Genomic DNA, 14,622 nt, shown 5'->3' on the forward strand with positions numbered 1-14,622 from the left:
ATGACCACCCAACCCGAATACATTTTAGAAGAAAACCTAGTTGAACAGCTACAGGACTTAGGGTACGAAAAAGTCATCATTAAAGATGAAGATCAACTCGTTGCCAACTTAAAGGGTCAGTTGGAAAAACACAACCGGACCACCTTTTCGGATGCAGAGTTTAAGCAAATATTAAATCAGCTCTCCAAGGGTAACATTTATGAAAAGGCCAAAACCCTCCGTGACCGAATTACCTACCCCAAAGACAATGGGGAAACGGGTTATGTAGAGTTGATTAACCAAGTGCATTGGTGCAAAAACCAATACCAAGTTACCCACCAAGTAACTATGGAAGGCTCTTACAAAAACCGTTATGATGTTACTATTCTCATCAATGGGTTGCCCTTGGTGCAAATCGAGCTTAAAAAAAGAGGCTTGGAGATGAAAGAAGCCTTCAACCAAATCAACCGTTACGAGAGGCATTCATTTAGTTCGGGAAGTGGTTTGTTTCAATATGTGCAGCTCTTTGTAATCAGCAATGGCGTAAACACAAAGTATTTTGCAAACAACCCTGTAAAAGCACGGTCATTCAAACAGACTTTCTTTTGGGCGGATAAGGAGAATAACATCATCACGCAATTGAGCGATTTTGCCACAGCGTTTCTAGAGCCTTGCCATCTCTCTAAAATGATAACCAAATACATCGTACTGAACACGGCCAATATTTTAATGGTTTTGCGCCCATATCAGTACTATGCCACGGAAGCCATCGTGGAGCGTGTGAAAAACAGCAATAAGTTTGGTTATATATGGCATACCACGGGATCGGGGAAAACATTGACCTCCTTTAAAGCTGCCCAAATATTAACCAATTTGGAAGATGTGTATAAGGTGGTTTTTGTGGTAGACCGCAAGGATTTAGATTACCAAACTATCAAGGAGTTCAATAGCTTTAGTGAGGGCAGTATTGATGCTACGACCAATACAAGTACTTTGGTGAAACAGCTCTCCGATGATACCAAACTCATAGTAACAACAATACAAAAGCTTAACACCGCCATCTCGAAGCCCAAGCATATGGCTAAAGTGGATGAACTAAAAAACGAGCGGATTGTTTTTATTTTTGATGAATGCCACCGCAGTCAGTTTGGTGATACCCACAATGCTATCAAAACTTATTTTGGCAATGCCCAAATGTTTGGCTTTACGGGTACTCCAATCTTTGCCGATAATTCAGTGAAGAATAAGTTGGGTAGACGAACCACTAAAGATTTGTTTGATGAGTGTTTGCATAAATACGTAATTACCGATGCCATAAGAGATAGGAACGTATTGAAGTTTTCCATTGAGTATATGAACACCGTAAAGCTAAAAGAGGAGGTTGTTGATATTAAGGTGGAGGATATTAATACCGCTGAGGTATTGGAGGCTCCTGAGCGTTTGGAGAACAACGTTGATTTTATAATCGATAATCACAACCGTAAAACCCATAATAAGCGTTATACAGCCATTTTTTGCGTTCAGAATGTAAAGACTCTTATAAAGTATTATGAGCTGTTCCAAGCCAAAAAAGAAGCCGGAGAACACGATTTAAAAGTAGCGACTATCTATTCTTACCACGCCAATCAATTGGACGAGGATGCCCAAGGCTTTATCCCCGACGAAGATTATGAGGATTTTGCCGCAGAACCTTCTTCACAATACGATACAAAGCATACAAGGGACAAATTGGAAGAGTTTATTGGAAACTATAACCAAATGTTTAAAACTAATTATTCCACTAATGAGTTTTATTCATACTACAAGGATATTGGCAAGCGTGTAAAAAACAAACAGGTGGATATTTTACTGGTGGTTAACATGTTCTTGACTGGTTTTGACAGTAAACTTCTCAATACGATTTACGTCGATAAAAACTTAAAGTATCACGGTTTGATTCAGGCTTATTCACGTACCAACAGAATATTGGACGAGGTTAAGTCCCAGGGAAATGTTGTGGCTTTCAGGAATCTAAAAGAGGCTACTGATGAGGCGATAACCCTATTTTCCAATAAGGAAGCCATTGAAGAAATCATAGTACAACCCTACGAGGATTACATTGAAAAGTTTGATGAAGCAGTTGAACGTGTAAAGGATATTGCACCAACCTTTGATAGTGTAAACGATTTAGTTTCCGAAGCAGAAGAACTGGAATTTGTAAAGGCCTTTAGGGAGTTGATGCGTGTTAAAAATGTGCTTAGCACATTCACTGAATTCAGTTTTGAGGATTTGGGCATGGATGAGCAAACCTTTGAAAACTATAAAAGCAAGTACTTAGATTTATATGATACCATTAAATTGGAGATTCAAAAGGAGAAAGTGTCTATACTGAATGACATTGATTTTGAATTGGAACTAATTAGAAGGGATGAAATAAATGTCACTTATATCTTGACTCTGTTGGCCAAACTTCACGATTCTGAGCCAAGGGAGAAAGAAGAACAGCGAAGAGTAATTTCAGATATTTTATCATCAGAAACTCAATTAAGAAGTAAAAAAGAATTGATTGAGAAGTTTATAGAGGAAAATTTACCAATGATTACTGACTCCGAATTGGTGCCCAATGCGTTTGAATCTTTTTGGACAGTAGAGAAGAAAAAGGCTATACTAAAAATATCAGAAGAAGAAAATTTGGATTACCAAAAGTTGGTTGATTTGGTGAGTAATTACTTGTTCACTGAAAAAGAACCATTAAGGGATGAGACTATTGCCGTAATGAAAAAAAGGCCTAGTTTAAGAGATAGAGCGACCTCAGCAACAAGGATTTTAAGCAAGATAAAAGGCTTTGTAGAAACTTTTATTGATGGTATGGGGTAGATTATTAAGATGGTAATAAAAACTTTAATTTTTTGTTTTGGGGTTATATAAAAAAGTTATTTGGATTGTTGGTCTAGCAATTATTTTGATAATTGGTTTTGTCACCTTCAAGGCGATATACGAGAATCCAAATTGGGAGTGGTTTAATTTAGATTTTACTAAAAGGACTGACTTGATTACTTCTTATGGCACCTTAATTGGTGGTCTTTTGGCATTTCTCTCAACACTTGTCGTTGCCTATGGTTTGGTTGATCAAAATGAGAAATTATTAATTTCAAAAAATGAAGAAAGACAAAGAGAGATAATTGGTTACCGTGATAATTTGATTCTTTTAAGTAGTTTTTTGACTTCAATCATAGACAATATCCAAAATCAAGGAAAGACTCTAAATAAATTTATTCAAAGTGAGCTTAAAAACCCTACACTAGCCAACGTCACTGGTTTTTCAGTTAATAAGAATTTTGAACGTATAATTGAAATGGACTATTCAATGATATATAAGTCCATTAGGCATTTTATGCATGATCAACAGGAATGGGAGAAAGAATTTCTCAATATGTATTCTGTGTTGGATTTCTACAAGGAAATAATCCCTCATATAATGGTTAATTACCAATCACAACAGGCAGAGAAAACACAACGTAAAAATGAAATTAGTGATTTGGTTAATGATTTTTTATTCAACCTGTCAGAGGTCAGAAATGAAATTATAGTCCATTCTAGTGAAGTGGAAAGAAGAAAGAATCAATGGTTTAAGGTTATTGATGAATTTCATTCAAATTACCAATTATACATAGAAGAAATGAAGAAGGGTCGGGATAAAGAATCTGATTTGTCACTTCTAAGGAATGAGTACTTTTTACCATTCCATGAAAATCTCGTTAAAATTAAAAAAGGCAACTGGCCTGAAAAATTTAATGAATCAACTTTAATCGATGTTGTAGGTGCCCTAAGCATTAAGATACAAGAATTAGAAGGTTTTTCTAGAAACTATATCTTAAACTTGAAAGATACTTATAAAAATTACTTGTACCCGTCAAGTGAAAATCTGGTTAAATTAAAACGATTAAAATCAAAAATAGATCGATCAATATCTGTTTGATATAGATGTTTCCTTGGAAATAACTTTTCAAATTTTTCGGGTTTTTCAATTCAATCTTCTGGATTTCTATAATTGTTGACTAACTACTGTCTAATTTTTAAATAAAAAAACCACAACTATCTATAATATAGAATATTGTGGTTTTATCTTGTGGAGCCGGAGGGATTCGAACCCTCGTCCAAACAAGCAATAACCATGCTTTCTACATGCTTAGTATCTGCTTGGTTTTCGATGCATGCCTGACCAGATACGGCCTAACATACACTTATCTTCTTTAGGTTTTAGAGGTGCCGCCAAAGCGAGCGGACACCCTTGTGTTGACTTTTTTGGTGCTCCTAAACGAATCGCCGTCAACAAGGGCTATTCAGGAACATCTCGCTTCCCTACCTTGTAGGGACGAGGCATATCTTACTATAATTCAGATTATGCGGCAAGAGCGTAATTATTTTCGCCAATTAAAAGTGTGAAACATGAGATTTACGAGCTGTATCCCAGCGCTCGGCATGCTTACATCGCCATTGGTCTTGCTGTCAAAACCGGTCGGCCCCATAATGAGATGTCATTCCCACTTAGGCAGGAATCGCTCACTTTTTTATCAAAGAACGCATTTTAGGGCGTGACCCCAATATTGCCCTGCAACATTTGGGTCGGGCTATCTGCCCTATCCCTAACGCGGTCGGCAAAGGTAACGCATATCCATCAAACAATAAAAAGTTTGCTTACCCTGCCTATTACCCTTATTTTGGTCAATAATTATACCAAAATACCATATGAAGTTCGGAATCATCAGGGAACGTAAAAATCCGCCCGATCGCAGGGTGGTACTATCACCGGAGGCGTGTCAAAATGTCCTTTCCAAATTTCCAAAAGCCGAGATCCTGGTGGAATCATCCCCCATTCGGGTATTTGCCGATCAGGAGTATGCCGATCAGGGACTCCAAGTGGTCAAGGATATGGAAGCCTGCGAAGTGCTTCTGGGTGTAAAGGAAGTTCCCATAGAAGCATTGATTCCCCATAAAAAGTACTTCTTTTTTTCACATACCATTAAAAAACAGCCCTATAATAGGGAGCTGCTCCGAGCCATACTGGACAAAAACATAGAACTCTACGACCATGAGGTCATTACCAATGCCAAAGGGGGGCGTTTGGTGGCTTTTGGTCGATATGCTGGGATTGTCGGTGCCTATAACGGTTTTAGGGCGTATGGCCTAAAGTACAATTTGTACCAATTGCCCAAAGCCGAGTCCCTTTTGGACCAACAGGCCTTGATCGCCGAGCTTAAAAAAATAGAACTGCCCAACATCAAAACACTGCTCACAGGAAAAGGAAGAGTGGGCAATGGTGCCAAGGAAATGCTCGATGCCATGGAACTGAGGCAGGTCCCGCCAAGTGAATATTTGAACGGGACATTCAACGAGCCCGTATATTGCCAGATAGATGTGTCCCAATACGTCAAACGAAAGGATGGCAACAAGGGAAACAAAGCGGATTTTTTCGAGAATCCAGAAGATTACAAATCCGATTTTTTCAGGTTTGCCCAAGTAACCGACTTTTATATCGCGGGACATTTTTATGGGGACGGGGCACCGTACCTCTATACCCGAGAGGATGCCAAGCAGCCAGGCTTCAAAATCAAAGTAGTGGCCGATATCAGCTGTGATATTGACGGTCCGGTGGCATCCACCATTCGTCCATCCACCATTGCGGAGCCCATTTACGGCTACGACCCGGAGTCCGAAACGGAAACCGATTTCATGGCCGAAGATGCCATTGCGGTAATGGCCGTTGACAATTTGCCCTGTGAACTTCCCAGGGATGCAAGCGTTGGTTTTGGCGATGCATTCTCTACATATGTGATTCCATCTTTTTTCAATGACGACAAAGATGGGGTTTTGGAACGGGCACGTATGACCCAGGATGGAAAATTGACACCGCGCTACGGCTATCTACAGGACTATGTGGACGGTAAGGAATAACCCTATATCCAAAAACTAGGCCCAGAAGTTGGTAATGGGTTGTTTTTTAGTATATTGTATGTCCTAATTTTTGAAAGCCAGTGAAGTTCAATTGGGTATTTTCTGGAGATGACAATCCAGCAATGCAACGCACCTGTATCGATTTGGAATACAGCCTCAGACCTAGAATCATGCGGTTCTTGTTGTCAAGATTGGATGTGGATGCTGATTTTTCCTCTTTTCACTTTGATGTCAATGTCGACAAACAGTGGGTCTCCATCTCGGAGAAGACCCCTAAGGAGTACATCCGTAAATTATTGCCGGATTTCGATCGGGCCATCAATGGATCTGAGTTTTCCTCCGTAGCTTGATTCACTTGTGATTCCACGAGTGGCTCAAAACCAAAAATCACAATTAATAAATTTTTAAGGTTAAAAAGCAATGAGATGCTCAAAATCCTTATTACTTTTACCAGCTTAAAACCTCGATACTTTGCACATCGATTTGATCATAGCGGCATTATGGAGCCTATCGCCCTTCGGCGAGGCCAAAGTGGGCATTCCCTACGGAATGTACCAAGGGGCAAACGAGTATTTGGTCTTCATTGTGTGTTTTGGGGCCAACGTACTGGTCTTTCCCATGATGATGTTCTTTTTGGAGTATATCAACCGTCATCTGATCAAATGGCGTTTCTATAAAAAGTCTGCTGTGTTCGTTGGGCAAAGGGCAAAGAAGGGCTCGGGAAAAAAAATACAGCGCTTCGGGTTTTTGGGGATTGTACTTTTCGTCATGATTCCCTTGCCGGGAACGGGGGTGTATGCCGGCAGTATCGCCGCTTATCTCTTTAAAATGAAAAAACGGGAGGCCTTTGCGGCCAATACCATTGGGATTTTCTTCTCCTCTGTCATTATCTGGGCCGCTACTCTGATGTCCATGGAAGGGATTTGAGGCAATAGTTTTTTCGATTTTTACCCATCTTAAGTCGGGATTTATTTATTTTGCCCCCAACTTGATCACTAACCTTAAAAGATTTCTATGGCTTCAGGTATTTTTGCTGTTTTGGACGACATTTCTGCATTGATGGATGACGTGGCGACCATGAGCAAGGTGGCTACAAAAAAAACAGCGGGCATTTTAGGGGACGACCTGGCCGTGAATGCCGAAAAGGCCACTGGCTTTTTGTCCAGCAGGGAAATCCCGGTGCTTTGGGCCATTACCAAAGGTTCCTTTTTGAACAAATTGATCATTCTCCCCATTGCTTTTCTGTTGAGCGCCTATCTTCCCGTGGCGATAACCGTTGTTTTGATCCTAGGTGGGGTCTATTTGGCCTACGAAGGGGCTGAAAAGGTCTATGAATACATTTTTCACAGGAATGGGGAAGACCATGCCGAAGACCCCATGGAGGTACCTGAAGGGGAATTGCCCGAGCTGGAAAAGAAAAAGATAAAACAGGCCATTGTCACGGATTTTATCCTCTCCGTTGAGATTGTGATCATTGCGTTGAGCACCGTTGTGAATGAACCATTGGCAACGCGCATTATCGTGGTTTCAGTGGTGGCACTGCTTGCCACGGTGGGTGTTTATGGCATTGTCGCCCTAATCGTAAGAATGGACGATTATGGCTATCGTCTGATCAACCTGAATGAAAGAACGGACAGTTTCTCCGACAAAGTGGGTTTGGTGTTGGTCAATGCGCTCCCCAAAATAATCAAGGGCCTGTCCATCGTTGGTACTTTGGCGCTATTATTGGTTTCTGGGGGGATCTTCACCCATAATGTTGAATTTTTCCATCATTTGTTCCCAAGCCTGCCGACCTTGCTCAAGGACTTTATTTTTGGGTTGGTCATTGGTTTTGTTGCACTTCTTTTGTTGAAGTTGGTCAAAAAGCTGTTCAAGCGTACCTAAATGCTATCAATTCTCTAATTCAGCTTCCATGAAACCAGCTGAAAATTATATCTTACTACAGCCTGAACCTTTCAGGGGTATATTGTTGGAATTACTGGTCTTAGTGGAGACAACGGTCCCTGAGGTGCGGTTGGACTATAAGTATAAATTGCCTTTTTACTATCTGAACGATAAGCCTTTCTGCTATTTCAACGCTTCACGAAAGAAAGGCTACGTGGATATGTGCCTATGGAATTCCGCCCATCTCACTGTTCACTTGGATAAATTGGTCACCGATGGGAGAAAGGTCATGAAATCCCTAAGGTATTTCGCTGCAGAGGAGATTGACGGGGCCATCGTCGTTGAACTTCTCAACGATGCTAAATCCGTCAACCACAAAGGTTTCTACAAAAAATAGACTTAGGAGGGCACAAGATCTTTTCTAGAGGTGTTCAGTTTAAAGAAAGCGATCCATAACGATACCAAGCCCAAGATCAACCAGAGCAAATCCACCAAAAGGATGTGCTGATAACCATTTTGATATGCCACCCACATCCAATTGCCTGTTGCGATTCCATTTGCAATCGGCACCAATAGTCCCAAAATACCACCAGATATCAAGGTCCATTTGTTGGTAAAGGCAATATCCTTTTTTAGGATAAAGAACACGGTGGTCACCAACCATATCGAAAAATACGTTTGATAGAGAAAGTCCATGTTCACTGTGGGGGCAAACTTCACGATAATAAATTCCAAAGCGGTAACGGGCAGTAAGGTAAGGCAGATGGCCATATACCAATTGGCCACTTGCTGGTTGAACCTTCTCCGTTTTTCAGGAATGTTCTTTTTATCACGTGCTACAAGCCATATCATAATCCCGGAGAGGATCACAAAGCAGGAAACCAATCCAAGAACAAAGGATATCACCCGCAACCCATAGCCTGCGTAATCGCCGAAATGGAGACGGAACATCATGTTCTTCACGCCATCCAAATAGGACGTAGGGGCAACCGGTACTTTTTCCTGTGCAATGGAACCATCGGCAATTTTGTAAATACGGTAGCCCAGACCATTGAGTTTGGTGTCGTAACCGAGGTATCCGCTGATGGCGGCGTGCATGTTTTGGTCGCCGTAATTGAAAATATGCGTCTCCGTTACCCTGAAATCCCCCCATTCCTCTTTCATTTCTTGTACATATTGGTCCAAGTTGATGGTGTTTTCCAATTTTTTATCCTGGAACTCGTAAACAGGGTGGTTGTACTCCAAATCCTCGTACAACTGGCTTTCGTTGCCATCATAGAGTCCCATTACGACCGGGAGGATCAAAATGCCCTTCAGTAAGAAGAAGGCTCCCGTGACGGCGTACACGAACTGAAATGGAAATCCGATCACACCAAGGGCGGTATGGGCATCCGTCCACATGGTTTTGAGTTTTGCCCACGGCCTGAAGGTGTAGAAGTTGGAAACGATCTTGTTCCAATGTACCAAGAGCCCTGTAATGATGGCAAACAGGAAAAAAAAGGCCACAAACCCCGCCAATGTCCTTCCATAAGGGTAGGGGATTTGGTCTAAAAAATGAAGACGGTACAGGAATTCCCCCAAATGGTAGTTGCTTGCATAATCAGTGGTCTTGGTTTTGGATTCAGGGTCCAAGTAGAAAAATACCGGGGCCTTGTCCTCCTCAGGGGCCAAGGAATCCTTGGACGCTCCCAAGTTGACGGTAATGCTTCTTTCGTTGTAGTAATGCCTCAGTTCCACATCCCGTCCAAACAAATTGTAATCTTTGGAAAGGTCATTGAGATGGGCATCCACACTTCCCGGCAGTGCATCTTCCTGACCAACGGAATGTCCACGTTGCCAATTGGCGATCTCATCCCTGAAAAAAGAGAAAGATCCCGTGAAGAAAATAACGTAGAGCGCTACGCTGATCACGATACCGCTTACGGTATGTGTGTGGAACAATATATTGTAGATACGGTTTCCCATGGTTTAAACAAGAGGGTTGGTTTGGTTTCCAAAATAGAATATGACAAACAGTACAAGACTGATCAACAGATAAATGCCCCATACCTTCCAGCCATTTTTGCCCAAAAAGGCAATGACCATCAAAACGGCCCAAAGGATAAATGCCGAAAAGGTGCTGGTGATGATGACCGCCACATGGTCGAACCAGCTGGCCAAGGCCATATGGAACAGTACGGCCACAACAAGACCACCCAAAATGGCAGCGGTGATTTTGGCAAATCGTTGCGTTGGCGAAGGGGTCAAATGTTTTTTGTTGGCTGGCATAGGTTAGAACAACAAGGTTTCAAAAAGGATGGAACATAAAAAAAGAGCACCCAAAAAGCGGTAGTTCAACAAGCGTAAGGGAGCCAAGAGGATGACCAAACTGGCAACCGTCATCAAAATGATGACAAAAGTGAAGGTGCCCGAACCCAGCCCCCAGTAAAAACAGCTGAGCCCCAATGAAAGAATCATTAGGGCCGAACTGAGATATTTTGTGGCTTTTCCATGCTCAGCGATGGAGTGCTCAAAACCAAGACTTCCCATTGCCGACATTTTTTTCGAGGTACTGTACAGCAGGTAAAACGCTATAAAAGAGAGAAGGGAAATTCCTGTGGCCATATTTATGGTTTTATGCAATAGGTGGCACAGTGCCAGATAAATTCATAATCCTCTCCATTGTAGGTGCCGGGAATTTCTTCCTTGGTCGTGGTCTCCACAATGTACTTGGTGTTCCAGGGCAGGGCAAAGGAAACCTCCCCATTATCGTCGGTGTAGAGGGTTTTGGACCATAGGTCGGAAACATAGATCTTAAGCTCGTTTTTGGCGATGGGCTCGCCTTTGTACAATACTTGAAGCTTGATTTCCCCTCCATCGTTCTCCAACTGCTTGACCACGATCCCATCTGGATTTGCGGTTTTCGTATCGCCATCGGTTCCCACCTGGACCTTTGCGGTGGAATGATAGTGCGTCTTGAAAATCCCAAAATCGTATTGGGTGTAATCGATCACATCAATCTCGTTGTTGTTCAAAGCGATGGTGTACACGCCTTTCTGGGATGGTGTAAAGCTTGCCAGGTAATGGTCTTCCATGGCCTCTGTGCTCAATTGGGTCTTCGTGCCATCGGGAGCTATTGCCCAAAGGGTAAACTTGGAAACCAGTGGAAAGGCCTCGCCTTCTACTTTCTCAATAACACCATAGGTGTATTCTCCATAATGCACACGGACTTCCTGTGCCTGGCCCAAGGCCCCTGTACCGTTGGTCTCAATCCACAGATAATGGGCTGATGCCGACAGTACGGGCAGGGTAATGAGCAATAGGGTTGCTATGATTTTTTTCATTTGGTTCTCTTAGAATTTATAAGTGAAATTGGCAGAAAGACTTCTCAGGTTTTGAGGGCTGATGGTCGACCAACCTTTGTAATAGTCCTTGTTGGCAATGTTGTCCAACTTCAAGGTGATCCTGAAGTTCCTGGCATCGTAAAAGGCGGATGCATTGAGAATGGTATACTCGTCAATGGCAAAGGTGCCGTTGGATCTATTGAAAATCTTGTTCTCGCTGGCGTAGTTACCTCCGAATCCAAGTCCAAAGTTTTCCAGCGTACCTTGAGTAAATCTGTAACTTGCCCAAACATTGGCCAAGTTCATTGGACCGGCGCTCTCAGGCCTGAACCCTGTAAAGCTGGCATCTCCTTCGATCAGTTCACTGTCGTTATAGCTATAGCCGGCAACAATGTTCAATCCATCAATCGGGGAGGCGATAATGTTCGCTTCAAAACCTTTACTGGTCTGTTCGCCATCTTGGGTATAGAAGTAGTTGTTGGCATCGGTATCGATTCGTTGTGCCATATCGCTCACGGTAATGTCGTAGTAGCTCAAAGTGGCAGAAAGTTTGTCATCGAACAAGTTCAATTTGGTACCCACCTCAAACTGGTTGGCATGTTCCGGGTTCAAAGCTCTTACTGATGTATTTCCGCTGGATAACTCGGTAACCGGGGCAACATTGCTGAATCCGTCCATGTAGTTGGCGAAAACCGATACTTTGTTCAAAATAGGTTGGTACACCAAACCGAATTTCGGTGAGAATGCGGTTTGATTGTATCCGTCGTTAGCAAAACGGTCCACACGCAAACTGGCCATTGCGGACAATTCCGGCAATAGGTTGATGACGTTGGAAGCGTAGGCACTGAAAATTTCTTGCTCAGCCTCGCTGAATTGTGCTCCTGGATTGGCCAAGGTGGCAATTCCGGCATCGGCACCTGCCTGTGTCAACACACCGGAGTCGTACAGGCCTGTTCCCATTGGGGTTCCATAATAATCGTGCAGGGCAGGGGCAACAGCTTGGAACTCATTGGGGTTTGCGCCAACATAGGCAAAACCTTGGTTTCCGTAGCCTGTACTGTTGTTGATGGTTCTTGTTTTAAGATAATCCAGTCCAACGACCAAACGGTTTCTCATGCTTCCGATATTGAAATCTCCGATGAAATTCTGTTGGATATCAGTTCCCAAGGTCTCGGAATTCTGGTTACTGGTGTAACGGGACAGGATAATGCCGTCTTCAATTGGAGCGCCTGAAAGACCTTCGACCGTTGAAGTTACCTCGTACAGGTAAGAGTAGTAACCATCAGATTTTGCGTTAGATCTAGAGATTACGGTCTGAGAGGTCCAAGAATCGCTCAAAATGTAGTTCATCTGACCTTGTAGGCTGTACGTTGGCGTATCAATATACAGATCGTTGCTGGTGTACGAACGTTTAAAGTCGTAACCCAATTCATCCAGATTGGTCACACGAAGCGGGGAGCCACGATCAAGGAATAGCATGGTCTGGTTAGTGCTTCTACCGTTGTAGAATTCGGTGTTGATGTTAAATGAAAGTCTATCACTGGCCTGGAACGCCAAAGATGGCGCAAAGAAGAACGATTTTCTAAACCCAGCATCTTGATAACTGTTCTGCGTATGGTAGGACGTATTCACTCGAAGTGCAATATTGTTCTGGTTGCCCAAAGTAGTATTGACATCGGCGCTTACCCGGTTCAATCCATAACTTCCGGAGGTGTAGGAGATGTTCCCCCCAAAACCGTAATATGGCTTTTTGGTGTTGATGTTGATCAAACCACCGTAAGAAATCAAACTGCTGCCATATAAGGTTCCTGATGGGCCTTTTATGACTTCAATGGATTCTATGTTAGCTGGGTCGGGGCTGCCGTTGGTCAAACCGGGCAATCCGTTGATCATTGTGGGCTGTACGGCAAAACCGCGTAACGAGAAATAACCTGCTCCATCGTTACCTCTACCGGTGGATTCCCAAAGTTTATCGATTCCAGGGGCGTTTTTAAGGGCGTCATCAAAATTGGTGACCACTTGGTCCTGTAGCAACTCGGTGGAGATGGAGTTGTATACCTGAGGGTTTTCGATATCCTTCAAGGGCATTTTTGATACATAAACGCTGGCCTTACGGGTAAATTTATTCACTTGGTTCCCTTCGACCACAACTTCATTCAGTTGCTCTTGGCGTTCTACCAGAGTGATGGTCTGTACGTTTGTGGTTTGATTGGCATAAACGCTCACAGTTTTGTTCTGGGTGCCAAAACCCACCATGGAAAACGTCAAGGTGTAGGAGCCAGGGGCTAGGTTCGATATTTCATAGTCCCCCGAATAATCCGTATTGGTACCTAAACTGGTATTTGAAACGGCAATATTTACATTGCCGAGCGGGTTGTTGTTTTGATCGGTTACTTTTCCTTTTAGGTTTCCTGTTTGTGCCTGTGAAGTGAAAAAAGCAGCGAAACCAAGAATGAATAATAGATGTTTCATTTTATTTGTAATTGGTCTAAATAAATTTCGAGTGCAAATGTAAATCCCAACACTTGATTCAACAAAAAATATTTAGACTAATTATAAATAAATCTAAAAACAGAATGTAACCTATTTTAAATCAATGATTTGTATTTGTGAAATTATGGGGTTTTTGAGAGACCTACAATGAATTGATAGTCTTTCGGATGGCGGTCAAATCCGTCAATAATTTCTCCAATAAACTTAAATCCAGCATATTGGCGCCATCACTTTTGGCATTGGCGGGGTCAAAATGGGTCTCCATGAAAAGTCCGTCCACACCTGCTGCGATTCCTGCTCGGGCCATTGTTCCGATCAAAGCAGGCCTTCCTCCCGTAACTCCGGAAGATTGGTTGGGCTGTTGGAGGGAATGGGTAACATCCAGCACCACAGGAGCATATTGTTTCATGGTGGGAACACCGCGGAAATCCACGATCATGTCGTGGTATCCGAACATGGTCCCACGGTCAGTGATCCAAACTTGCCCATTTCCGGAGTCGGTAACTTTGGTAACGGCATGCTTCATACTTTCAGGACTCATAAATTGTCCCTTTTTCAAGTTGACGACCTTGCCAGTTTCCGCAGCGGCCACGACCAAGTCGGTCTGTCTTACCAAAAAGGCCGGAATCTGCAGCACATCCACATATTCAGCGGCCATGGCAGCATCAGAAACTTCATGAATGTCGGTAATCGTCGGAACTTCAAAAGTATCCGAAACCTTTTTCAAGATTTTAAGTGCCTTTTCATCGCCAATCCCGGTAAAAGAATCAATACGGCTACGGTTCGCCTTTTTAAAACTTCCTTTAAACACATAGGGGATATTCAGCTTATCCGTAATGGCCACGACCTTCTCTGCAATACGCATGGCCATGTCCTCGCCTTCTATGGCACAGGGGCCAGCCAATAAGAAAAAATTATCGCTATCCGTGTGTTTTATCTGTGGGATTTTGGTGATGTCCATTTCTTAAAGTTTGCACAAATATAGTATTTAACGATGGTATCCTTTTTA

General features: G+C 42.7%; 13 protein-coding genes and 1 other RNA gene. 7 read left to right on the plus strand and 7 right to left on the minus strand.

The window, feature by feature from the left end:
* Both EO132_RS17385 and EO132_RS17390 read left to right on the plus strand, forming a co-directional pair.
* Nucleotides 1–2,835 carry a type I restriction endonuclease subunit R gene (locus tag EO132_RS17385; RefSeq protein ID WP_127139077.1) on the plus strand — a complete coding sequence of 945 codons (2,835 nt, stop codon included), beginning with the start codon at nucleotides 1–3 and terminating at the stop codon, nucleotides 2,833–2,835.
* 37 nt (nucleotides 2,836–2,872) lie between these two features.
* Nucleotides 2,873–3,937, plus strand: a complete 1,065-nt coding sequence (locus EO132_RS17390) for a hypothetical protein (RefSeq protein WP_127139078.1) — start codon at nucleotides 2,873–2,875, stop codon at nucleotides 3,935–3,937.
* Between the two features lie 148 nt (nucleotides 3,938–4,085).
* Here the strand turns inward: EO132_RS17390 and ssrA are convergent.
* Nucleotides 4,086–4,485, minus strand: a transfer-messenger RNA (tmRNA) gene (gene ssrA, locus EO132_RS17395).
* Nucleotides 4,486–4,707: 222 nt separating this feature from the next.
* Here ssrA and EO132_RS17400 point away from each other — a divergent pair.
* From EO132_RS17400 to EO132_RS17420, 5 genes are all read left to right on the plus strand, one after another.
* Nucleotides 4,708–5,913, plus strand: a complete 1,206-nt coding sequence (locus EO132_RS17400; protein ID WP_127139079.1) for an NAD(P)-dependent oxidoreductase — start codon at nucleotides 4,708–4,710, stop codon at nucleotides 5,911–5,913.
* A gap of 80 nt (nucleotides 5,914–5,993) precedes the next feature.
* Complete coding sequence (locus EO132_RS17405; protein ID WP_127139080.1) at nucleotides 5,994–6,263, plus strand: hypothetical protein; 270 nt, start codon at nucleotides 5,994–5,996, stop codon at nucleotides 6,261–6,263.
* Nucleotides 6,264–6,384: 121 nt separating this feature from the next.
* Entirely contained in the window at nucleotides 6,385–6,840 is a 456-nt protein-coding gene (locus EO132_RS17410) for a COG2426 family protein (protein ID WP_127139081.1), read from the plus strand.
* 87 nt (nucleotides 6,841–6,927) lie between these two features.
* Nucleotides 6,928–7,797 carry a DUF808 domain-containing protein gene (locus tag EO132_RS17415; protein WP_127139082.1) on the plus strand — a complete coding sequence of 290 codons (870 nt, stop codon included), beginning with the start codon at nucleotides 6,928–6,930 and terminating at the stop codon, nucleotides 7,795–7,797.
* Between the two features lie 28 nt (nucleotides 7,798–7,825).
* Nucleotides 7,826–8,194 carry a DUF1801 domain-containing protein gene (locus EO132_RS17420; RefSeq protein ID WP_127139083.1) on the plus strand — a complete coding sequence of 123 codons (369 nt, stop codon included), beginning with the start codon at nucleotides 7,826–7,828 and terminating at the stop codon, nucleotides 8,192–8,194.
* A 2-nt stretch (nucleotides 8,195–8,196) separates the two neighbouring features.
* On the opposite strand, the gene EO132_RS17425 is transcribed toward EO132_RS17420, so the two are convergent.
* From EO132_RS17425 to kdsA, 6 genes are all read right to left on the minus strand, one after another.
* Nucleotides 8,197–9,762, minus strand: a complete 1,566-nt coding sequence (locus EO132_RS17425) for a PepSY-associated TM helix domain-containing protein (protein WP_127139084.1) — start codon at nucleotides 9,760–9,762, stop codon at nucleotides 8,197–8,199.
* A 3-nt stretch (nucleotides 9,763–9,765) separates the two neighbouring features.
* The gene (locus EO132_RS17430; RefSeq protein WP_127139085.1) at nucleotides 9,766–10,065 is read right to left on the minus strand and encodes a hypothetical protein; all 300 of its coding nucleotides are present in this window, start codon (nucleotides 10,063–10,065) and stop codon (nucleotides 9,766–9,768) included.
* A gap of 3 nt (nucleotides 10,066–10,068) precedes the next feature.
* On the minus strand, nucleotides 10,069–10,401 hold the full coding sequence (locus EO132_RS17435; protein ID WP_127139086.1) for a hypothetical protein: 333 nt from the start codon (nucleotides 10,399–10,401) through the stop codon (nucleotides 10,069–10,071).
* Between the two features lie 2 nt (nucleotides 10,402–10,403).
* Nucleotides 10,404–11,120, minus strand: coding sequence for a DUF4198 domain-containing protein (locus tag EO132_RS17440; protein WP_127139087.1), 717 nt, complete (start codon nucleotides 11,118–11,120; stop codon nucleotides 10,404–10,406).
* Between the two features lie 9 nt (nucleotides 11,121–11,129).
* A complete protein-coding gene (locus EO132_RS17445) occupies nucleotides 11,130–13,592 on the minus strand; it encodes a TonB-dependent receptor (protein ID WP_127139088.1) in 2,463 nt (820 codons plus the stop codon).
* A 163-nt stretch (nucleotides 13,593–13,755) separates the two neighbouring features.
* Nucleotides 13,756–14,574, minus strand: a complete 819-nt coding sequence (gene kdsA / locus EO132_RS17450; RefSeq protein ID WP_127139089.1) for a 3-deoxy-8-phosphooctulonate synthase — start codon at nucleotides 14,572–14,574, stop codon at nucleotides 13,756–13,758.
* Nucleotides 14,575–14,622: the final 48 nt, after the last annotated feature.

The sequence above is a fragment of the Flagellimonas oceanensis genome (assembly GCF_003992595.1).
Lineage (GTDB): Bacteria > Bacteroidota > Bacteroidia > Flavobacteriales > Flavobacteriaceae > Flagellimonas > Flagellimonas oceanensis.

What these genes read in the sequence shown, in the direction of transcription:
- EO132_RS17385 (WP_127139077.1), top strand. Translation starts at nt 1, where the DNA reads ATGACCACCCAACCCGAATACATTTTAGAAGAAAACCTAGTTGAACAG.
- EO132_RS17400 (WP_127139079.1), top strand. Translation starts at nt 4,708, where the DNA reads ATGAAGTTCGGAATCATCAGGGAACGTAAAAATCCGCCCGATCGCAGG.
- EO132_RS17415 (WP_127139082.1), top strand. Translation starts at nt 6,928, where the DNA reads ATGGCTTCAGGTATTTTTGCTGTTTTGGACGACATTTCTGCATTGATG.
- EO132_RS17420 (WP_127139083.1), top strand. Translation starts at nt 7,826, where the DNA reads ATGAAACCAGCTGAAAATTATATCTTACTACAGCCTGAACCTTTCAGG.
- EO132_RS17425 (WP_127139084.1), bottom strand. Translation starts at nt 9,762, where the DNA reads ATGGGAAACCGTATCTACAATATATTGTTCCACACACATACCGTAAGC.
- EO132_RS17430 (WP_127139085.1), bottom strand. Translation starts at nt 10,065, where the DNA reads ATGCCAGCCAACAAAAAACATTTGACCCCTTCGCCAACGCAACGATTT.
- EO132_RS17435 (WP_127139086.1), bottom strand. Translation starts at nt 10,401, where the DNA reads ATGGCCACAGGAATTTCCCTTCTCTCTTTTATAGCGTTTTACCTGCTG.
- EO132_RS17440 (WP_127139087.1), bottom strand. Translation starts at nt 11,120, where the DNA reads ATGAAAAAAATCATAGCAACCCTATTGCTCATTACCCTGCCCGTACTG.
- EO132_RS17445 (WP_127139088.1), bottom strand. Translation starts at nt 13,592, where the DNA reads ATGAAACATCTATTATTCATTCTTGGTTTCGCTGCTTTTTTCACTTCA.
- kdsA (WP_127139089.1), bottom strand. Translation starts at nt 14,574, where the DNA reads ATGGACATCACCAAAATCCCACAGATAAAACACACGGATAGCGATAAT.